Consider the following 21,285-nt stretch of genomic DNA (forward strand, 5'->3'; position numbering starts at 1 on the left):
TGTAAATAGGCGTCACAGAAAACGGCGGATCGGCCGGATCGCGGCCTCCCTGGCGCGCTGCCCGAGCGAACGCCGATGCCAGCGCTTCTCCGCGATCGGTTCGCTGACTGTCTTGTCGGTGTCGAACTGCGCATCGAGAGTCGCGGTGAACTCCCGATCCATGGCCACGAGCATGATCTCCTCGTCGTGGTCCAGCGAGCGGCGGTTGAAGTTCGTCGAACCGATCAGGGCCGCGATTCCGTCCACGGTCATGACTTTCGCGTGCATCATAGTCGGCTGGTACTGCAGAATTCGCACGCCGCAGGCGAGCAGGTCGCTGTAGAAATGCTGTCCGGCCAGTTGGCAGACGCGTTTGTCGGTATACGGTCCGGGCAGCAGGATCTCGACTTCCACGCCGCGCCGCGCGGCCGCACAGAGCAGTTCCACGAAATACGCGTCCGGTGAGAAGTAGGCCGTGGCCAGCCGCAGCCGGTGCTCGGCCGATTCGATCACCACTCGCAACAGCGTCTGCATATCCTGCCAGCCGAGACTTGCGGAGCCGCGAACCACCTGGACGATCGCCGAACCGGTCGGCTCCTGAGTGGGAAAGCGGTCGCGGTCGTCGAAGAGTTCGTCGTGGCATTCCGCCCAGTTCTGGGCGAAGGCCGCCGCGACTCCGTCCACTGCGGGTCCCTCGATCCGCACATGGGTATCGCGCCATTCGTTCTCGTGGCGCGCGTCCCCGCACCACTCTTGGGCGATGCCCACCCCGCCGGTGAACGCGATCCGCTCGTCGACGACGAGCGCTTTGCGGTGACAGCGGTGATTCTGTTTCAGCGGGGACAGGTACAAGGGTTTACGGAACCATGCGATCTGGACGCCCGCCCGCTCCATCAGTGTCAGCAGGTCCTTCTCGATCGACCGGCTGCCGAAACCGTCCAGGAGCAGGCGCACCCGCACGCCGGCTGCGGCGCGCTCGGCCAGCGCGTGGGCGAATCGGCGCGCGATCTCGCCCTGCCAGTACACGAAGGTCATCATGTCGACGGTGTGTCCGGCCGCCTCGACCGCGCTCAGCATCGCCGGGAAGATCTCGTCGCCGTTGCGGAGCGCGACCAGCCCGTTCCCCTCGGTGGCGGACACTCCGAGCAGCCGTTCCAGCCGCCTGCGCATCCGCAGGGTCGCGGTCTCGGGGTCTACGGGTAGTGGCGCCGATTCGGCGGAATCCCGCAGATCTCGGGTAACGGTCATGGCAACTCCTCTGTCCTGCGCACTGGGCAGTTCCGGATATACCCCCTGCCGTCACGAGATCACTGTGCCGGCCACCACCCTGAGTTCCCGGGCCGGGCCCGGGGCCGGATGTCGTTCCCGGACCGGGCCGGGGACCGGGTCGATCTGCCGCCCGCGGGCTCGACCGCCCGCAACTGTTGTCAGGTAGCGGTGGCGTGCGCCAGGACGATACCGCCGACGATCATAGACAGAGCCAGCACCCGGCCTGCGGTGAGCGGATCCTTGTCGATGATCACACCGAGACCGATGGCGCCGACGGCGCCGATTCCGGTGAAGACGGCGTAGGCGGTGCCGACGGGCAGGGTGCGCATCGCGTACGAGAGCAGGTAGACAGCGACGGCGGCGAGTGCGAAGCAGAGCAGGGTGGCCGCCGGCCGGGTGAAGTTCTGGGTCGGTTTGATGCTCTGCGACCAGGCTATTTCGACGATTCCGGCGGAGATCAGGATGAGCCAGTTCATTTCGGTGCGCGCTGCCGTTCGCCGATGGTGCCGAGCGCGGGGCCGGTGTCGCTCGTGTTCGGGGGTGGTGAGATCATCGTCAACCTCTCAAAAGTGGACACAGTGTCCACTTGAGACTTTAGGCCGAAGCGGACGTACTGTCCACTTCTGGCTAGAGTGCTGATATGGATCACCGCCCGGATCTGTTCGCGGTACCGATGCCCGCAGCGCCCGAACGGGCGGACGCGGCGCGCAACCGGGCCAAGATCCTCACCGCCGCCGGGGAACTCTTCACCACCCGCGACCCGCGCACCGTCACCATGGACGACATCGCCAGAGCGGCCGGTGTCGGGCGTGGAACCCTCTACCGCCGCTATCCGGATACCGGCGCGATCGCCGTCGCGTTACTCGACGAGCACGAACGCGAACTCCAGCGGCGGTTGCTCGCCGGGGATCCGCCACTGGGCCCCGGTGCACCGCCGGCGGAGCGGTTGTCCGCCTTCTATGCCGCCATGGTCGACCTGCTCGACGCGCATGCCGACCTGGTACTGGGTGCCGAAGGTGGGGAAGCGCGATTCGCCGCCGGTGCCTACGGGTTCTGGTCGGCGCATGTGCGGGCGCTACTGGCGGAGGCCGGGGTGGCGCACGCCGATACGCTCGTGGACGCCCTGCTGGCCCCGGTCTCGGTGGAGGTGTACCGGTATCAGCATGCCCGGGGCCTCGACTCCGCCCGGATCGTCGCCGGCCTCACGGCGCTGGCGCACGCGGTGGTCGCCCCCGGCGCCGGACCGCCGCCGGAACGCCGGAGCCGTGGATCGGATGGACCGAACAATGGGTGAGGATTTTTTCATGGGGCCCGCCTAGGCCACGATGTGCACCTTTACGACTCCATGTAGTAGGCATATCGGTTTTCGAGTAGCGTCGTGTCCCATGGATTTCGTCTACAACGTCGTGGTCGTCACCCACCTGCTCGGTATGGCGGCGGTGGTCGGCGGGTATGCCGCCGGCCGGCCGGCCGTGAACGAGGTGATGGTCTGGGGTGCTCGGGCGCAGCTCGTCACCGGTGTCGTCCTGGTGGGTATGGCCGAATCGCTCACCTCCCTGGACAAAGACCTGAACATGGTGAAGATCGGCGTCAAACTCGTCATCTCGGTCCTGGTGGCCGCTTTCGCCGAGATGGGCCGGGCCGACGCGAAACGCGGCAAGGATCCCGCGTGGATGCCGGACGCCGCGGGTGGGCTGGCGATCGTGAATGTACTGATCGCCGTGCTCTGGACCTGATCGCCACCGATGCCGGTGCGCAGCACCGGCATCGGTGGCGATCAGGATTCGAACAGGGTCCCGCCGATGTACTCGCCGGGCTCACGGACTCCGGGCGGAATCACGAAAACCGCGGAACCGACCGGTGTCGTCCACACGTTCAACGCGTCGAACTCGGCCAGTCGCTGCTGGACCGGAAGGAACTGGGCCCGCGGATCCCGCTGGTAGGCGGTGAAGAGCAGTCCGGAGTTCGAGATCGCCCCGGGGCCCGGGGCGTCGTCGTAGTTGTAGCCGCGCCGGTGGAATCGTTCACCCTCGTGCCGGTGGTGGGCGCGAGCGATATGCGACGACGGCGGGATGACCGCGATTCCGTTGGTGTCCACCGCCGTGAAATCCGGTTCGTCGAACTCGCCGGTCCCGGTCAGTGGCGCACCGGTGGCGATAGTCCGGCCGACGGTGAGTTCCCTTGCCTCCGGATCGATTTCGTCCCAGGTGTCCAATGTCATCGCGATCCGGCGCAGCACCATCGAGGTGCCACCCGCGAGCCACGGGTGCGCGGATCCGTCGTCCCAGACGAGCCGATCGAAATCCGCCGCGGCGATACCGGCGGTGCCGTCGAGTTGGCCCATCAAGTTCCGCGGCGTGGTTCCCGGCGCTCCGTTGCGGAATCCGCGCTGGACCCAGCGCACCGACATCAGTGAGCGCACACTGCGGCACAGCACCCGCACCGCGTGCGCTACCGCAGTCGATTCCCCGGCGCATATCTGCAACAGCACATCCCCGCCGCAGAAGGCGGGGTCGAGCTTGTCGATCGGGAACGGTGGCAACGGTGTCAGCCAGGACGGCCGTTCGGCGTCGAGTCCGCAGCGCTCGAAAACTCCGGGGCCGAGTCCGACCGTGACGGTGAGGCGGGCGGGTCGCAACGCCAACTCCGGTTCGGTATCGGCCAGCGCGGGCCGGCCCTGGGTCAGGCGAGCGGCATCGTCGGTCCAGATCCGGAGGGCACCCGTGAGCTCGTCGCGGGTGGTCCCGGGCCGCAGATCCATGGCGACGAAAGCGACGCCGACCTGCGGGACGGTCGCGATTCCGGCCTGGTGCGGGCCGTAGAACGGCTCGGTCGCCGGTTCGCCCGGATCGGTATCGCGCAGTACGGCCGCGGACGCCGCACCTACCCCGAAGCCCACTGCGCCGGCGGCGCTGCCACCCAGGAAGCGCCGCCGATCGAAGCGTTGCCCGCGGCGTTCAGTCACCGTGTGCGGGCGGTCGGGCCCCGCCGTCGGGCCGGTAGTCCTCCTGGTTGCCGGAGAAGTCACGCACCGGCGCGGTGAAGGTGGTGGTGGACCCGTCCGAGAAGGTCAGCGTGACCGGAGCTTCCGTTCCCGTGCGCAACGCACCGTGCAGGTCGATGAACATGATGTGTTCCCCGCCGGGGGCCAGTTCCAGTGCGCCGTGAGCCGGCACGACGAAGCCGCCCGCCTTGGGCCGCATGAATTTCGCGCCACCGCCGTCGGTGGTGACCTCGTGCAATTCGACCGCGGCGGATACCGGACTGCTCGCCGAGACGACGGTGACCTCTCGCGTACCGGAGTTGCGAAGTTCGCCGAATGCGGCCGACATCCCACCGTCGGCGGCCTTGGCCCACTGATCGGTGATCGTCACCGAATCGGCGGCAGTGGCCGGGGCGCCGGAGGAACACGCGACGGCGAGTAGCGGGACGGTGGTCGCCGCGACGACCACACGCAGAATTCTGGGGATGCCGGCACGGGACGCCGGCGGGCGAAATGACACGAGTGCTCCGTTCGAGGGAGTGGGGTGCCCGTCGAGGTCGAAGTTCACCGGGCGCGCAGCAGCGGCGCACTCCGGACTCGTGTCCGGGGCGTGCGACGGCGAGAACTTCTCGACGAGCCGATATCCGGAGCGTGCACCGCCTCGGCGGCGATCACACTGCGGTGAGTGAGAACCGGACCACCGGTGGGGGCGGACCCCGGGTCCCGGCGCCGGAGGACAGGAGCAGTCGCCGGACCGACCGGCGAATCGAGCTCGGAACGAGCACGGTCCGGGGGAGAACGACCGACCGGGCGAACGAACCGCGCAGAGCCTTTTTCAGCCGCGATATCGCGTACCCGGCCGCGCGTTCCGCGGCATGGATCAGTACCGCGCCAACCGGGATCGCGAGCAGATGCGCCATCAGCATGGGTGCCGTCGATGCCGAATCATGCTGATGTCCAGGGGCGGCGGCCAGCGCACTGTGCCCGATTACCTGGCCGAAGACGAGCAATACCGGTAACGGAACCGCGCCCCGTCGCGTGCGCAGCGTCGTCGCCAGTGCGCCGGCGATCGCACAACCGCCGAGGAGCAGGGCAGTCGCCGAATACCCGAGTGTGACGGTCCCGCCGCCGATCGCGTGGGCGGCGATACTCACCGTCCCCGACGCCGCCCCGACGAACGCGCCGCGTACTCGCGCGCGGGTCGATGCGGGACGGGACACGCACCCATACTACGTGCGGTCGTAGTCATTCGGCGGATTCGGTCCCGGAGAACCGCAGTGGCGGTGGAGAAGTCGGTCAGGGGGACGGTGAACGCGTAAGACCCCGGGTATCTTCGTGATACCCGGGGTCTGCTCCGATGATGTTCCGCGCTCAGTGCTGCAGCGCCGGCTCCCGGTCGAACTCGCCGGTATCCGCGCCGCCGCGGCGGCCGGCCGCATCCTCGTCGTCGGTGCGCATCGGGTCGAGCCCGGGTTCGATATCGATCGTGCGCCGCAGCGGCCGGTTCGGCAGCAGGACGGTCGCCAGGAGCGCCACCACCGCCGCGACCGCGGCGATCAGGAAGATCCGGCCGGTGGCGTCGCCGTAGGAGGCCCGCACGATCGTGGCGATCGGTCCGGGGAGGCTGTCCAGATCGAGGTTGCTGCCGCCGCTTCCGGATGCCTGGATCCCCAGTCGCTGGAACCCCTGGGCGGACAGCTCGCTCACCCGAGTGGCCAGCACCGAGCCCAGGACCGAGACGCCGATGGCGCCACCGAAGGTGCGGAAGAAGGCGACATTGCTGGACGCCGCGCCGATATCGTGCACGCTGACGGTGTTCTGTACGGCCAGCACCAGGTTCTGCATCATCATGCCGACGCCCAGGCCGACGACTGCGATGAACGCACCGACCAGCCAGAGATTCGTCGCGTGATCGATCGTGCCGAGCAGCGCGAAGCCCACGACCAGCAGGCCCGCGCCGCCGACGACGAACGGCTTCCACTGACCGAAGCGAGTGATCAACTGGCCGGAGCCCACCGAGGCGACGAGCATGCCCGCGACCATCGGGATGGTCAGGATGCCGGCCACGGTCGGCGAATAACCCCGTGCGGTCTGGAAGTACTGTCCGAGGAAGGTGGTCGCGCCGAACATACCGACGCCGACGGCGATGGATGCGATGATCGCCAGTCCGGTGGTCCGTTCGGTGACGATCCGCAGCGGCACGATCGGCGATTTCGCCCGTGCTTCGACCCAGACGGTCGCGCCGAGCAGTGCGACGCCGGCGAGCACATAGAGCAGCGATTCGCGGGAGAACCACTCGTAGTACCCGGCTTTACCGGCGAAGGAGACCCAGATCAGCAGGATCGATACGCCGGCGGTCATCAGGACGGCGCCGAGCCAGTCGATGGACACGTCGTTCTTACGGTCGGTGGGCAGGCGCAGGGTGCGCTGCAGCAGGAACAGGGCGATCAGCGCCAGCGGGACACAGACGAAGAAGCACCAGCGCCAGCCGAGTGGGCTGTCGACGATCACGCCGCCGAGGATGGGTCCACCCGACATCGATACGGCCATCACCGCGCCCATGTATCCCGAGTAGCGGCCGCGTTCACGCGGCGCGACGATACTGCCGATGATGGCGACGACGAGTGCGGTCAGGCCGCCCATTCCGATGCCCTGAACGACGCGGGCAGCCAGCAGCAGGGCCACATTGTGCGCGAAACCCGCCATGACCGAACCGGCCACGAAGATGACGATCGCGGTCTGGACGAGGAGTTTCTTGTTGAACAGGTCGGCGAGTTTGCCCCAGATCGGGGTGGAGGCCGCGTTGGCCAGCAGCGCGGTCGTGATCACCCAGGCGAAGGCGGTCTGCGATGCCTGCAGGTCACCGATGATCGTGGGCAGCGCGGTGGCCACGATCGTGGTGCTGAGCAGCGCGGTGAACAGCGCGGCCAGCAGCCCGGTGAGCGATTCGAGAACTTCGCGGTGACTCATCGCGTAGGGGTCCGGCCGCGTCACCGCCTCGACTGATCTAGACATCTATTTCCTGACTCTCTTTCGATTGCTGCCCGGCCTTTTCCGTGACGCTGCGCTGCGTATCCGCGGATGCGGAGCAGGATGGTTGCTCGTGGTTCTGAGTCGCGGCACCGCGACCGTCCCGGGCGATGAGCCGGCCGCGGAGGGTGCTCAGTATCTGGTGGGCGTGTTCGGCGTCTTCCACAGACCAGTCCGCCAGTACCTCCTGCAGGCCGCGGACCCGGGATGTCCGGATCCGGCCGAGCAGTTCGTGACCGGCGGGGGAGACCTCGACCCGGATGGCGCGTCCGTCGCGCGGGTCGGTGTTGCGCAGGACGTAGCCGTCGGCGACCAGTTCGGTGATGTGGCGGCTCATGGCCGAGGCGCTGATACCTATCCGGTCGGCGAGTTCGACCTGCCGGCACGGGCCGGTCGATTCGAGGTTGACCAGGACGCTGATTCCACCCGGTAGTAGTCGGCCCTCTTCGGGCTGAGCCAGGGACCGGCGTAGCGCCCGGCTGATGAGGAAGAGTTCGTCGAGGATGCCCTGTGCGGTGCTCGGGGGAATTCTCATACGTACTCCAGACCTTGTTAAGTTGCTTGCGGTAATCAACTATATGATTGTTGCTTTCGCTAATCAACAAATGTGAAGTGTGCGTATTCCCACACTCCACCAGGTAAGACGTCGTGATCTCGACCACGCGTTGCCGAAGCAATCGGAAGCTCGGGCGAGAATGCATCGGCGCCCGTCGATCGCCCGGTTCGGGAGACTCATCGGCTTTTGTCAGTGCCGGGAGGGCCCGCGCCAAGCAGATGGTCCGCGCCCTCGCCGGGCGCGCGGGCGGAGCGAATCCCGGCCGACCTCGCACAACTGCGGCCCGGTGGAACAGCACGGGCCCGACGACCCTCGACAGCAGGGCAGCCGGGGCCGCGGGACGAGCCCGGGAGTCCCCTCCGGGCCGGGGATCGCTGCGCGGCTCATCGCTCGAGGCCTGCGAGCGCGGCGGGACGAAGCCCCGGATCTCGGGGCACCCGCCCCGGCGACACGGTGTGCACAGCGGCGGAACACCTTTCGTTCGATCGGCGTTCCCCGGTTCCGGCTAGCCCGACCGGTCGTTCGATCGGAGGCCGGAAGCCCATGTCCTATGCGATCGTGACCCCGCACTTCCAGGAGTCACCGGAGCTGCTCCGCGACGGTGACGGTGAACTATCACTGCCTGTGGTCGGTGATCTACGAATCGGTGGGCGAGACACCGCCGCCCGGGGCGAAGCCGAATCCGCCCTGAGCCGAGATCGATGCGTGATCGGCCGCGCTGTTCCCGGCCGAACGGGCGGCGGGCCGGAAGCTGTGCGGCCTGGAATCCTGAGCCGGCAGCCCGGTCAGCGGACGAATTCGCCGGCCCGATCGGCCAGGTCCAGCAGCGGTTGCGGAGTGATGCCGAGAATCAGGGTGGCGAATGCGGCGACTCCCGCGACCGTGATCGCCGCGGGTGGAGCGGCCACTTCGGGCGGATCGGCCGGTGGGTCGGTGAAGAACATCAGCACGATCACCCGGATATAGAAGAACGCGGCGATCGCGCTGGCCAGGACACCGACGATCACCAGCAATCCGGCATCGCTACCGGCAGCGGCCTGGAACACCGCGAATTTGGCGACGAAACCGGCGGTGATGGGGATACCGGCGAACGAGAGCAGCAGCAGGGAGAACACACCGGCGAGCCAGGGTGCCCGCCGACCCAGGCCGGCCCACCGTGAAAGCGCTGTCGCCTCGGTTCCGTCGGTTTCGCGGACCATACTCACGATGGCGAAGGCGCCGAGCGTGCCGAGCCCGTAGACGAACAGATAGAACAGGGTCGCGGCGATACCACGATCGTCGGCGGCCACCAGGGCGGTGAGCAGGAACCCGGTATGGGCGATGGAGGAATACGCGAGCATCCGCTTCATATCGGTCTGGGTGATCGCGAGGATCGCGCCCACCAGCATGGTGGCCACGGCGATCGCGGCGAGTACCGGCCGCCAATCGTCGGCGATCCCCGGGACACCCACCGACAGCACCCGCATCAGCGCGCCCAGCGCGGCGATCTTGGTCGCGGCCGCCATGAACGCGGTGATCGGTGTGGGGGCGCCCTGGTACACATCGGGCACCCATGCCTGGAACGGCACCGCGCCGACCTTGAACAGCAATCCCACGGCCAGCATCGCCACTCCGAGAAGCGCCAGGGTGGGCGCGCCGGAGTCGGCGGCGAGCGCGTCGGCGATACCGGCGAGGCGGACGGTCCCGGCCTGCCCGTACAGCAGCGCGACACCGTAGAGGAAGAAAGCCGAGGAGAACGCGCCGAGCAGGAAGTATTTCAGCGCGGCCTCCTGGGAGAGCAGCCGGCGCCGGCGGGCCAGCCCGCAGAGCAGGTACAGCGGCAACGAGAGGACTTCCAGCGCGACGAACATGGTGAGCAGATCGTTCGCGGCCGGGAACAGCAGCAGGCCACCCATTGCCAGGAGCAGCAGCGGGAACACCTCGGTGGGCGTGATACCCGCGGTGGCCGCTGATCGTTCGGCGCCACTGCCCGGTACGGCGGACGCCTGCGGGGTGAAAGCGTCCATACCGTAGTCGGCGGTGGCAGCGGCGCGACTCCAGGTTCCCGGACCGGAGCGCGGCCGGGGCAGTGGGCCCCGCTCGGCGACGAACAGCACCGACAGGATGCCGACGACCAGCAGGGTGCCCTGCAGGAACAGGGTGACCCCGTCCACGGCGACCGCGCCGACCGCGGCCGTCGTCGCGGTCCCCGAGAGCAGGAGCACGGCCACCAGCGCGGCCAGCAGTGCCGCCAGGGCCAGGATCAGCTGCGCGAAATATCGCCACGGTCGCGGGCAGAACGCGTCGACGAGAACACCGGCGACGGCCGCGCCCAGCACGATGAGAACGGGTGCCAGGACGTGGTATTCGATACTGGGGGCGGGTACGGACGCGGCAAGGACCGCGCCGGCGGACAGCTCAGCGCTCATGACGCACACCTCCGGGATTCGCCGCCTCCGGCTGAGCCGGGACCGGCGGTGATGGATCGACACTGCCGACGGTGGTGAGGGTCTGGGTCACCGCGGGATCGATGAAATCGAGCACCGGCTTCGGGTAGACGCCGAAGAAGATCAACGCGCCCAGCAGCGGTACCACGACCACGAGTTCGCGGGGCACCAGATCCCGGATCCGATCGCTGCCCTCGGCCACCGGGCCCGTCATCATCCGCTGGTACAGCCACAGCACATAGACGGCGGCCAGGACAAGGGCGCCGGCGGCGATCACCGCGGCCACCTGATATCGGCTGAACGTACCGATCAGCACCAGGAATTCGCTGACGAACGGGGCCAGGCCGGGCAGCGACAGCGTGGCGAGACCGGCGATGAAGAAGGATCCGGCCAGGACCGGCGCCACCTTCTGCACGCCGCCGTAGTCGGCGATGACCCTGCTGCCCCGCCGCGAGACCAGGAACCCGGCCACCAGGAACAACGCTGCCGTGGACAGGCCGTGATTGACCATGTAGAGCGTCGCGCCGGTCTGGCCCTGACTGGTCATGGCGAAGATACCGAGCACGATGAAACCGAAATGCGAGATCGAGGTGTAGGCGATCAACCGCATCACATCGGTCTGGCCGATGGCGAGCAGAGCGCCGTAGATGATGCCGATCACGGCCAACGTGATCACCAGCGGCGCGTAGGTGTCGACGGCGGTGGGGAACAGCAGCAGGCAATAGCGCAGCATGCCGAAGGTGCCGACCTTGTCCACCACCGCCATCATCAGCACCGCACTCGCCGGAGTGGCGGACACCGCCGCGTCCGGTAGCCAGGTGTGCAGCGGCCACAGCGGCGCCTTCACCGCGAACGCGAACATGAAACCCAGGAAGAGGGCGTTCAGTACCGCGGGCCCGGCGCCGAGCTGGCCGGAGTTCGCGGCCGCCACCACGGTACGCAGATCGAAGGTCCCGACACCGTCCGCGCCGAGGTCCTGCTGGACGGTCAGCACATAGAGGCCGATCACGGCGGCCAGCATGATCAGGCCGCCGAAGAGGTTGTACAGCAGGAATTTCACTGCCGCGCGGGAGCGCTGCTGCCGGACCTGTGCGTTGTCGGTGCGCGGCCCGAAGCCACCGATGAGGAAGTACATCGGGATGAGCATGGCCTCGAAGAACACGTAGAACAGCAGGATGTCCAGAGACAGGAAGGACACCAGCACCATGGCCTCGACCAGCAGTGTGAGCGCGATATAGGTGTGCGCCACTCGTTTTCCGGTGCCCACCTCACGGTCGTCGTGCCAGCCGGCGACGATGAGCAACGGCACCAATCCGGCGGTGAGCAACACGAGGACCAGTGCGATTCCGTCCACCCCGAGGGTGTAGCCGGCGCCGAACGCGGGGATCCAGGTGTGGGATTCGACGAACTGGAACTGATCACCGCCGGGCTGGAACGCGGCAGCCACACCCAGTGCCACTCCGAAGGTCGCGATCGCGAACATCAGGCCGACCCAGCGGGCCAGTAGTCGCTGCGTGGCCGGCAGCAGGAGTACGACCGCCGCGCCCACCACGGGCAACAGCCAGAGCACGGACAACCAGGGCACAGCGCTCACCAGATCCTCACGGCCAGCAGGGCGGCGGCCACCAGGGCCGCGCCGGCGAACATGGACAGGGCATACGAACGGACGAAACCGGTCTGGATCCGGCGGGCCCGCGCCGACAATCCGCCGATGACCGCGGCGGTACCGTTGACGAGACCGTCGATACCGCGGCTGTCGAGGAATACCAGGGCCCGGGTCAGGTGGCGCCCGGGCCGCATGAAGGTGGCCTCGTTGACGGCGTCACCGTAGAGATCGCGCCGGGCCGCCACGGTCAGCGCCGTCACCTGCTCCGGTGCGCTGTCGGGTACCGCGCTGCGTCCGTACTGCCGGTAGGCGACTCCCACGCCCACCGCGACCACCGCCAGCGCGAGCCCGGTGATGACCGGTACCGGGAGGACGGGTTCGCCGTGATGCTCCCCGACGACCGGTGCCAGCCAGTTCTGCAACGAGGAACCCCAGACGAAAATCGCTCCGGCGCCGATCGATCCGAGGGCCAGCAGGATCATCGGACCGGTCATCACGGCCGGGGATTCGTGCGGGTGGGTATCGGGCTTCCAGCGCCGCGCACCGAAGAAGGTCAGCAGCATCACCCGCGTCATGTAGAAGGCGGTGAGTCCGGCGCCGAGCAGGGTCACGGTACCCAGGATCGGACCGGCGGCGCCTTCGGCGGCGAACGCGGCCTCGATGATGCGGTCCTTGGAGAAGAACCCGGCGAACGGCGGTACTCCGATGATCGCGAGATAGCCGAGACCGAAGGTGACATAGGTGATCGGCAGCAGGGTGCGCAAGCCGCCGTAGCGCCGCATATCGGTTTCGTCGTCCATGGCGTGCATGACCGAACCGGCACCCAGGAACAGGCCGGCCTTGAAGAATCCGTGGGTGAGCAGGTGCATGATGGCGACCGCGTAACCGGCGGGGCCGAGCCCGACCGCCAGCACCATATAGCCGATCTGGCTCATGGTGGAGGCGGCCAGCGCCTTCTTGATGTCGTCCTTGGCGCAACCGATGATCGCGCCGAACAGTAGGGTCACCGCACCGACCACCACCACCGCGACCCGCGCGGTGGGGGCGAGGTCGTAGATCGGGTTGGAACGGGCGATCAGATACACACCGGCGGTGACCATGGTGGCGGCGTGGATGAGCGCCGACACCGGCGTGGGGCCCTCCATGGCATCGCCGAGCCATGATTGCAGCGGTACCTGAGCCGATTTACCGCAGGCGGCCAGCAGCAGGAACAGGCCCACCGCGGTGAGTGTGGCGTCGCTCGCCCCAGGGGAGGCGGCGAAAACCGCTGTGAAATCGAGGGACCCGAAAGTGGTGAACATGATCATCATGGCGATCGCCAGACCCATATCGCCGACCCGGTTCACCACGAAAGCCTTCTTGGCCGCCGTGGCCGCCGAGGGTTTGTGGTACCAGAACCCGATCAGCAGATACGAGGCCAGGCCGACACCTTCCCAGCCCAGGTACAGCACCAGGTAGTTGTTCGCCAGTACCAGCAGCAGCATAGCTGCGAGGAAAAGGTTCAGATAAGCGAAGAACCGGCGGCGGTCGGGATCGCCGCTCATATAGCCGACGGAGTAGATGTGGATGAGCGATCCGACGCCGGTGATGAGCAGCGCGAAACAGATCGACAACTGGTCCAGGGCCAGTCCGAAGTCGACCTGGAGCCCGGCTACCGGTACCCAGCTGAACAGGTCCAGCGCCACAGCACGGTCGGCGTCGGCGCGGCCCAGCATCGCGGCGAATGCGATCACCGCCACGACGAACGACGCCAGCGCCGTCACGGTGGCGAGCAGATGACCCCATGCGTCGGAGCGACGCCCGGTGAGCAGCAGTACGGCGGCACCTGCGAGGGGCAGGGCGGGCAGCAGCCACAGCGTTGCGGTATCCACGTCAGTGTCCTTTCGGCATGCTCGGGGGCGCTGCGTGGTTACGCTGCGCTACCGCCTCCGCGCGTGACCCGAGCACGTCAGAACTTCAGCAGGTTGGCGTCGTCGACCGAGGTCGAACGGCGGGCACGGAAGATGGTGATGATGATGGCGAGGCCGACCACGACCTCGGCCGCGGCCACCACCATGGTGAAGAAGGCGAAGACCTGACCGTCCAGATTCGCGTGCATGCGGGCGAAGGTGACGAACGCGAGGTTCACCGCGTTGAGCATGAGCTCGATACACATGAAGACGATGATCGCGTTCCGTCGTAGCAGGACCCCGGCGGCGCCGATGGTGAACAGGAGCGCGGAAAGGAACAGATAGTTCTCGGGATTCACCGGGTACCTTCCTCGTCGGCGGGGCGGGCGGTTCCGGTGGTGGCTCCGGTGTCGGCCGGCGAACCGACCGAGAGCACAGCCGCATCGGTGAGCGCCTGGGTCCGACGGTGGCGCAGGATGGTCGATACCGACAGCTCTTCGAACGATCCGTCCGGGAGCCGCGCCGGGACATCGACCGCGTTGTGCCGGGCGTAGACACCGGGGGTGGGCAGTGGTGTGGGCCGGTGCCCGGCGTCACGGAACCGCCGGCGCGACAGTTCACGCTGGCCGAGTTTCGGGCCGAAGTGCTCGCGATGGGCGAGCAGCATGGCGCCGATGGTGGCGGCGATGAGCAGCGCGCCGGTGAGTTCGAAGGCCCAGACGTAGCGCACGAAGATCAACTCGGCCAGGGCACCGATCACATCGCGGCCCGGGAAACCGTCGGCGGGGAATTCGATTCCGGAGTTGCGGACACCGTGCGCGATACCGGTGCACAGCAGTACACCGAATCCGATACCGACCACCGCCGCGGCGATTCGCTGCCCGCGCAAGTTCTCCCGCAGTGATTCCGCCGAATCGACGCCGACCAGCATGAGCACGAACAGGAAGAGCATCATCACCGCGCCCGTGTACACCACGATCTGCACCACTCCGAGGAACAGCGCGTCCTGGGCGATGTAGAACACCGCCAGCGTGATCATGGTCGCGGCGAGGCAGATCGCCGAATGAACCGCCTTGGTGGCGAACACCATTCCGAGGGCACCGAGTACCGCGAGCGGGGCCAGGATCCAGAACTGGACCGTTTCGCCGGTCCCGGCCCCGGTCAGCGGCGGTGCGGCGAGCAGAGCCGATTCGATCTCGATCATCGGGTGCCTCCCTGCGCGGTGTCGGCTGTCGGCCGGTCCGGTGCGGCCTCCACCCGGCCGAGGTAGTAGTCGTCCTCGGTGGTCCCGGGCTGCATCGCGTGCGGCGGGGCCTGCATCTCCGGGGCGAGCGGGGCGAGCAACCGGTCCTTCTCGTAGATGAGATCGGCCCGATTGTCGTCGGTGAGTTCGTATTCGTTGGTCATCGTCAGGGCCCGGGTCGGGCAGGCTTCGATGCACAGCCCGCAGCCGATACAGCGCAGGTAGTTGATCTGGTATACCCGGCCGTAGCGTTCACCGGGGGAGAAGCGCTCTTCGTCGGTGTTGTCGGCGCCCTCGACGTAGATGGCGTCGGCGGGACAGGCCCAGGCACAGAGTTCGCAACCGATACATTTCTCCAGGCCGTCGGGGTGCCGGTTGAGCTGGTGGCGGCCGTGGTACCGGGGTGCGGTGGGCACCTTCTCCTCGGGGTAGAACTCGGTGTTGGGCTTCTTGAACATGGTGAGTGCGGTGACCGCGAAGCCCGCCAGGGGTTCGAGAAGACCGGGAGAGGAGGTGATGGTCGAGGTCTGTTCCGGTAGCGGCGGAGTCGGGAATCCCAGGAAGACCTGAGTGCCTTCGGCCGCTCCGGGCGGCGCGTTCCCGGCCGGCAGGTCGTCCTCGGGACCGAACTCCGGTGCGCGGGCCGGAGCGTTGCCGGCCCGCAGGAACAGCCCGACCAGGAGGCCGGCGAGCAGCAGACCGCCGATCACGAGGATCGGGGTACGTACCGGATAGCCTTCCAGATCGAGGACACGTGCGGTGGCCACCACCATCACCCAGGCCAGTGAGGTCGGGATGAGCAGCTTCCAGCCGAGATTCATGAACTGGTCGTAGCGCAACCGGGGGAGGGTGCCGCGCAGCCAGATGAAGACGAACAGGAACATCCACATTTTGGCCGTGAACCACAGCAGCGGCCACCACCCCGAATTCGCACCTTCCCAGAGATCGATCGGGAACGGTGCCCGCCAGCCACCCAGGAACATGGTGGTGGCCAGCGCCGAAACGGTCGCCATGTTCACATATTCGGCGAGCATGAACATGGCGAACTTCAGCGAGGAGTACTCGGTGTGGAAACCACCGACGAGTTCGCCCTCGGCTTCGGGCAGATCGAACGGCGCCCGATTGGTCTCACCGACCATGGAGATGCAGTAGATGAGGAACGAGGGCAGCAGCAGGAACACATACCAGGTGGGCTGCTGCGCGGCGATGATGCCGGATGTCGCCATGGTGCCGCCGAGCAGGAACACCGCCGCGAAACAGAGGGCCATGGAGATCTCGTAGGAGATCACCTGCGCCGTGGAGCGCAGGCCACCGAGCAGCGGATAGGTGGAGCCGGACGCCCAGCCGGCCAGCACGATCCCGTAGACCCCGACGGAGGTGACCGCCAGGATGTACAGCACGCCGACGTGCAGGTCGGTGAGTTGCAGGGCGGTGCGGTGGCCGAAGACCGAGACCTCCGGGCCGAACGGAATCACGGCGAAGGCCAGTACGGCAGAGACCACCGAGATGATGGGCGCGAGAACGAAGATCGGTTTGTCCACGATCGCGGGGACGATATCTTCCTTGAACGCCATCTTCACACCGTCGGCGGCGCTCTGCAGCAGGCCCTTCGGGCCGACCCGGTCGGGTCCCACCCGCATCTGCATCCACGCGACGACCTTGCGTTCGATCAGTACGCCGAACAGGACGGTAAGCAGCAGGAATACGAAGATGGCGACGGCTTTCGCGGCGACCAGCCACAGTGGGTCGTACCCGAAGAGCGACAGATCAGTCATGGTCGGATGTCTCCGTCCGCTGGTCGGCGCGCCGCAAGGTGACGACATCGCCCGGTCGGGCGCCGAGATCGGTGTGGATCGAACAGCCGGGTGAGTTCATCGGCAACCACACCACCCGGTCCGGCATCTCGGTGACCGCCAGCGGCAGGGTGACCGCGCCGCGCGGGGTGGTGACGGTGATCGGATCGCCCTCGGCGACGCCTACTTCCGCGGCGGTGGCCGCCGATACCCTGACCACCGGTGGTCGCGCGATACCCGCGAGATTCGGTTCGCCGTCCTGCATCCGGCCCCGGTCCAGCAGCATCCGCCAGCTCGCCAGCACCGCCGTGCCGGGTTCCGGGCGGACGGGCCGCGCGGCCGGGTACACCGGTGCGGCGACCGTGGCACCGGTCCAGGCGCCCAGGCTGTCGAGTTCGGTCCGGGCGGCGGCGGTATCCGGGAGGCCGAGCGGCACACCCAGCTCTGCCGCCAGGCTGTGCAGTACCCGTAGATCGGACAGTGGTGCGGCGGTGCGGCGTACCGTGCTGTCGGTGAGTGCCGCGGCGAACGGGCGCGGGCGTCCCTCCCAGGTGCGGAAGGTACCGGATTTCTCCGTCGCCGTGGCGACCGGGAACACGACATCGGCGTAGGCGGTGACCTCGCTGTGCCGCTGTTCGAGGGAGATGACGAAATCGGCGGCGCGCAGGGTGTCGCGGGCAGCGGCCGGATCGGGCAGATCGGCGGGTTCGATACCGCCGATCACCAGGGTGCCCACGGTCGCCGTACCGTCGAGAATCGCACCGGTATCGCGCCCGGGCTTATCGGGGAGATCGGTGACGCCCCAGATCTCGCCGACCTGCCGCCGTGCTTCGGGGTCGGTCACCGGGCGGCCGCCGGGCAGCAGTCCCGGCAGCGCGCCGGCCTCCACCGCGCCGCGTTCGCCGGCCCGCCGGGGTATCCAGGCCAGGGCGGCGCCGGTATCGGCCGCGAGCCGGATGGCCGCGGACAGTGCGCCCGGTGCGGTCGCCAGCCGTTCGCCGACCAGGATCACCGCGCCGGGCTCACGCAGCAGCCGGGCCGGGCCGGTATCGGTGCCGGGTCCGGTCAACTCGGCGAGGATCCGGGCTTCGCTGCCGGGAACTGTGGGCAGGAGAGTCCCCGACATCCGTGCCAGGCCGCGTGAGGCGTAAGCGGCGAGCGAGAATATCGGGACGTTCCGGGTCCGGGCCGCCTTGCGCAGCCGCAGATAGACGATCGGCGATTCCTCTTCCGGTTCGAACCCCGCCAGTAATACGACCGGTGCTGTGACCAGGCTTGCGTAGGTGACGGCACCGATATGGCCGGCGACCCGGGCGCCCAGGAATTCCGCTTCCTCCGCCGAATGGGCGCGGGACCGGAAGTCGATATCGTTGGTGCCCAGTACCGTTCGCGCGAATTTGGCGTACGCGTACGCCTCCTCCTCGGTGACCCGGCCGCCGGTGAGTACCGCCGCGTTCCCCACCCCGGCGCGCAATCCTCGTGCGGCGGCCGCGAGCGCTTCGGACCACGAACACGGGGCCAGGGTCCCGTCGGCTCCGCGCAGCATCGGACCGGTGATCCGATCCCGCTCACCGGCATAGGCGAAGGCCCAGCGACCCTTGTCGCAGTTCCACTCCTCGTTGACCTCGGGATCGTCACCGGCGAGGCGTCGCAGCACCTTGCCACGACGGTGGTCGGTGCGCTGGGCACAGCCCGACGCGCAGTGCTCGCAGACATTCGGGCTGGAGACCAGATCGAACGGACGGGCCCGGAACCGGTAGCTGGTGCCGGTGAGCGCGCCGACCGGGCAGATCTGCACGGTGTTGCCGGAGAAGTAGGAGTCGAGCGGTTCGTGCTCGGCGGTCCCGACCTGTTGTAGCGCGCCGCGGTCCAGCAGTTCGATGAACGGGTCACCGGCGATCTGCTGGGAGAACCGGGTGCAGCGGGCACACAGCACACAGCGTTCGCGGTCCAGCAGGACCGCGGTGGACAGCGGGATCGGTTTCGGGTACTTGCGCTTCACCCCTTCGAAGCGGGTCTCCGCGCGGCCGGTGGACATGGCCTGGTTCTGCAACGGGCATTCACCACCCTTGTCGCAGACCGGGCAGTCCAGCGGGTGGTTGATCAACAGCAGTTCCATGACGCCCTGCTGCGCCTTCTCGGCGGCCGCGGAATCGAGCTGGGTATGCGCCACCATGCCCTCGGTGACCGTCATGGTGCACGAGGCGACGGGTTTGCGCTGCCCCTCTACCTCCACCAGACACTGCCGGCAGGCGCCGACCGGGTCGAGCAGCGGGTGATCGCAGAATCGCGGGATCTGGATACCGATCAATTCGGCGGCGCGGATGAGCAGTGTTCCGGCGGGCACGCTGACGGTGGTGCCGTCGATGGTGACGGTGACCAGGTCCGCCGGTTGCAGATCGGCGGAATCGGAACGAACGGTCGCTGTCATCGGATCCCCTCTCCGGCCGCGGAACCGGCCCATGCGGTGGCGCGGGCCGGATCGAAGGGGCAGCCGCCCTGTGTCATATGTGCCAGGTACTCGTCGCGGAAATACTTCAGTGACGACACGATGGGGCTGGCCGCGCCGTCGCCGAGCGCGCAGAACGACTTGCCGTTGATGTTGTCGGCGATATCGGCGAGTTTGTCGAGATCGGCCGGTGTGCCCCGACCGGATTCGAGGCGCGTGAGCAGTTGCACCAGCCAGTAGGTGCCTTCCCGGCACGGTGTGCATTTACCGCAGGATTCGTGGGCGTAGAACTCGGTCCAGCGCAGGACGGCACGCACCACGCAGGTGGTGTCGTCGAAGATCTGCAGGGCTTTGGTGCCCAGCATCGACCCGGCGGTCATGACATTCTCGTAATCCAGTGGCACATCGAGATGTTCGGCCGTGAACAGCGGGGTGGACGAACCACCCGGTGTCCAGAACTTCAGCGACCGTCCCGCGCGTACACCGCCGGCGTAGCCCAGCAGCTCCCGCAGGGTGACACCGAGCGGGGCCTCGTACTGCCCGGGCCGGGCGATGTGCCCGGACAGCGAATACAGCGTGAAGCCGGGGGATTTCTCGCTACCCATGGACCGGAACCACGCCGGTCCGTTTCGGATGATCGGCGGCACGCTGGCGATGGACTCGACATTGTTCACCACGGTGGGACTCGCGTAGAGGCCGGCGACCGCGGGGAACGGCGGGCGCAGCCGCGGCTGCCCGCGCCGCCCCTCCAGCGAATCCAGCAGTGCGGTTTCCTCACCGCAGATATAGGCGCCGGCGCCGGCGTGCACCGTGAGCTCGAGATCGTAACCGGAGCCGAGGATATCGCGGCCCAGCAGCCCGGCCGCATAGGCGTCCGCGACCGCGGCCTGTAGCCGCCGCAGCACCGGAACCACCTCACCGCGCAGATAGATGAAGGCGTGCTCGGCACGGATGGCGTAGGCGGCGATGATCACGCCCTCGATCAGCGAATGCGGTGCCGCGAGCATGAGCGGGATGTCCTTGCAGGTGCCCGGCTCGGACTCGTCGGCGTTGACCACCAGATAATGCGGTTTCATCGTGCCGTCGGGTTCTGGGGCCTGCGGGATGAATCCCCATTTCATACCGGTCGGGAACCCGGCGCCGCCGCGGCCGCGCAGCCCGGCGTCCTTCACGGTCGTGATGACCTGGTCGGGGGTCATGGCGAGTGCGATCGGCAGCGCCTCGTAGCCCTGGTGGGCCCGGTAGGTGTCCAGGGTCCAGGAATTCGGGAGGTTCCAGTATCTGCTGAGAACGGGGGTGAGGGTCATCGGGCACCGCTCTCGGGGCCGTCCGGGACCTCGGGGGCGCGCATACCCTGCTCACGCGCAGTGTGCAGGCCGGTGAGCGTCGGGGCGCCCGGATCGCCGTCGAGCACACCCGGCCGGGTGTCCGGGAAACCGGCCAGTACCCGCGCGGTTTCCCGGAAGGTGCACAGCGGCGCTCCGCGGGTGGGGGTGACCGTTCGCCCGTCACGCAGGGCGTCCACGAGCGCACGGGCCGATTCCGGGGTCTGGTTGTCGAAGAACTCCCAGTTCACCATGACCACGGGCGCGTAGTCGCAGGCCGCGTTGCATTCGATGTGCTCGAGGGTGACGGCGCCGTCGTCGGTGGTCTCGCCGTGCGCGATCCCCAGATGCTCGCGTAGTTCCGCGAGGATGGCATCGCCGCCGAGGACCGCGCACAGCGTATTGGTGCAGACGCCGACGTGATAATCGCCGGTGGGGGTGCGCCGGTACATGGAGTAGAAGGTGGCGACCGCGGTCACCTCGGCACCGGTCAGTCCGAGCAGGTCCGCGCAGAACTCGATCCCGGTGCTGCTGACGTACCCCTCCTCCGACTGCACCAGGTGCAGTAGCGGAAGCAGCGCCGAGCGGGGCTGCGGGTACCGCGCGATGATCTCCTTCGCGTCCGGTTCGAGGCGGGCGCGAACATCGTCCGGATAGGGCTGCGGGCGACTGCTCAGACGTAACAGGATCTCGGTCATCGCGCCTCCTTCGAAGGCTGTGCATATGGTCCGCGGCGG

The 21,285-nt window shown here is 67.8% G+C and carries 18 protein-coding genes; 2 read left to right on the top strand and 16 right to left on the bottom strand.

Annotated elements, in window-relative coordinates; translation table 11 throughout:
- Positions 1 to 12: 12 nt before the first annotated feature.
- Both ACWCPQ_RS07230 and ACWCPQ_RS07235 read right to left on the bottom strand, forming a co-directional pair.
- Positions 13 to 1,227: a phospholipase D-like domain-containing protein gene (locus tag ACWCPQ_RS07230; protein WP_449895780.1), complete on the bottom strand. Its 1,215-nt coding sequence runs from the start codon at positions 1,225 to 1,227 to the stop codon at positions 13 to 15.
- 179 nt (positions 1,228 to 1,406) lie between these two features.
- Positions 1,407 to 1,724 carry a DMT family transporter gene (locus ACWCPQ_RS07235; RefSeq protein WP_449895782.1) on the bottom strand — a complete coding sequence of 106 codons (318 nt, stop codon included), beginning with the start codon at positions 1,722 to 1,724 and terminating at the stop codon, positions 1,407 to 1,409.
- 164 nt (positions 1,725 to 1,888) lie between these two features.
- On the opposite strand from ACWCPQ_RS07235, the gene ACWCPQ_RS07240 reads away from it, so the two are divergent.
- Together ACWCPQ_RS07240 and ACWCPQ_RS07245 are read left to right on the top strand one after the other, a co-directional pair.
- The gene (locus ACWCPQ_RS07240; RefSeq protein WP_449895784.1) at positions 1,889 to 2,542 is read left to right on the top strand and encodes a TetR/AcrR family transcriptional regulator; all 654 of its coding nucleotides are present in this window, start codon (positions 1,889 to 1,891) and stop codon (positions 2,540 to 2,542) included.
- A gap of 91 nt (positions 2,543 to 2,633) precedes the next feature.
- Positions 2,634 to 2,984, top strand: coding sequence for a hypothetical protein (locus ACWCPQ_RS07245; RefSeq protein WP_449895786.1), 351 nt, complete (start codon positions 2,634 to 2,636; stop codon positions 2,982 to 2,984).
- Between the two features lie 41 nt (positions 2,985 to 3,025).
- Here the strand turns inward: ACWCPQ_RS07245 and ACWCPQ_RS07250 are convergent, their stop codons facing one another.
- The 14 genes from ACWCPQ_RS07250 to nuoE form a co-directional block, all read right to left on the bottom strand.
- A complete protein-coding gene (locus ACWCPQ_RS07250) occupies positions 3,026 to 4,213 on the bottom strand; it encodes a Dyp-type peroxidase (protein WP_449895788.1) in 1,188 nt (395 codons plus the stop codon).
- Positions 4,206 to 4,700, bottom strand: coding sequence for a copper chaperone PCu(A)C (locus tag ACWCPQ_RS07255; RefSeq protein WP_449895790.1), 495 nt, complete (start codon positions 4,698 to 4,700; stop codon positions 4,206 to 4,208). Before ACWCPQ_RS07255 ends, ACWCPQ_RS07250 begins: the two co-directional genes overlap by 8 nt.
- 202 nt (positions 4,701 to 4,902) lie before the next feature.
- A complete protein-coding gene (locus tag ACWCPQ_RS07260) occupies positions 4,903 to 5,451 on the bottom strand; it encodes a hypothetical protein (protein WP_449895792.1) in 549 nt (182 codons plus the stop codon).
- A gap of 151 nt (positions 5,452 to 5,602) precedes the next feature.
- Positions 5,603 to 7,246, bottom strand: coding sequence for an MDR family MFS transporter (locus ACWCPQ_RS07265; RefSeq protein WP_449895794.1), 1,644 nt, complete (start codon positions 7,244 to 7,246; stop codon positions 5,603 to 5,605).
- Positions 7,239 to 7,796: a MarR family winged helix-turn-helix transcriptional regulator gene (locus ACWCPQ_RS07270; protein WP_449895796.1), complete on the bottom strand. Its 558-nt coding sequence runs from the start codon at positions 7,794 to 7,796 to the stop codon at positions 7,239 to 7,241. Before ACWCPQ_RS07270 ends, ACWCPQ_RS07265 begins: the two co-directional genes overlap by 8 nt.
- An 806-nt stretch (positions 7,797 to 8,602) precedes the next feature.
- Positions 8,603 to 10,225, bottom strand: coding sequence for an NADH-quinone oxidoreductase subunit NuoN (gene nuoN, locus ACWCPQ_RS07275; RefSeq protein WP_449895798.1), 1,623 nt, complete (start codon positions 10,223 to 10,225; stop codon positions 8,603 to 8,605).
- A complete protein-coding gene (locus ACWCPQ_RS07280; RefSeq protein ID WP_449895800.1) occupies positions 10,215 to 11,837 on the bottom strand; it encodes an NADH-quinone oxidoreductase subunit M in 1,623 nt (540 codons plus the stop codon). Before ACWCPQ_RS07280 ends, nuoN begins: the two co-directional genes overlap by 11 nt.
- Positions 11,834 to 13,720 carry an NADH-quinone oxidoreductase subunit L gene (gene nuoL, locus ACWCPQ_RS07285; protein WP_449895802.1) on the bottom strand — a complete coding sequence of 629 codons (1,887 nt, stop codon included), beginning with the start codon at positions 13,718 to 13,720 and terminating at the stop codon, positions 11,834 to 11,836. Before nuoL ends, ACWCPQ_RS07280 begins: the two co-directional genes overlap by 4 nt.
- A gap of 77 nt (positions 13,721 to 13,797) precedes the next feature.
- Positions 13,798 to 14,097 carry an NADH-quinone oxidoreductase subunit NuoK gene (nuoK, locus tag ACWCPQ_RS07290; RefSeq protein WP_058855693.1) on the bottom strand — a complete coding sequence of 100 codons (300 nt, stop codon included), beginning with the start codon at positions 14,095 to 14,097 and terminating at the stop codon, positions 13,798 to 13,800.
- Positions 14,094 to 14,942, bottom strand: a complete 849-nt coding sequence (locus ACWCPQ_RS07295) for an NADH-quinone oxidoreductase subunit J (RefSeq protein ID WP_449895805.1) — start codon at positions 14,940 to 14,942, stop codon at positions 14,094 to 14,096. The genes nuoK and ACWCPQ_RS07295 overlap by 4 nt, the downstream gene beginning before the upstream one ends.
- Complete coding sequence (gene nuoH / locus ACWCPQ_RS07300) at positions 14,939 to 16,756, bottom strand: NADH-quinone oxidoreductase subunit NuoH (protein ID WP_449895807.1); 1,818 nt, start codon at positions 16,754 to 16,756, stop codon at positions 14,939 to 14,941. Before nuoH ends, ACWCPQ_RS07295 begins: the two co-directional genes overlap by 4 nt.
- On the bottom strand, positions 16,749 to 19,205 hold the full coding sequence (locus tag ACWCPQ_RS07305) for an NADH-quinone oxidoreductase subunit G (RefSeq protein WP_449895809.1): 2,457 nt from the start codon (positions 19,203 to 19,205) through the stop codon (positions 16,749 to 16,751). The genes nuoH and ACWCPQ_RS07305 overlap by 8 nt, the downstream gene beginning before the upstream one ends.
- Positions 19,202 to 20,530, bottom strand: a complete 1,329-nt coding sequence (nuoF, locus tag ACWCPQ_RS07310; RefSeq protein WP_449895811.1) for an NADH-quinone oxidoreductase subunit NuoF — start codon at positions 20,528 to 20,530, stop codon at positions 19,202 to 19,204. Before nuoF ends, ACWCPQ_RS07305 begins: the two co-directional genes overlap by 4 nt.
- Positions 20,527 to 21,246 (bottom strand): NADH-quinone oxidoreductase subunit NuoE, encoded by a 720-nt coding sequence (gene nuoE, locus ACWCPQ_RS07315; protein WP_449895813.1) that lies wholly within the window; start codon positions 21,244 to 21,246, stop codon positions 20,527 to 20,529. Before nuoE ends, nuoF begins: the two co-directional genes overlap by 4 nt.
- Positions 21,247 to 21,285: the final 39 nt, after the last annotated feature.

The organism is Nocardia sp. NPDC001965 (genome assembly GCF_053594175.1).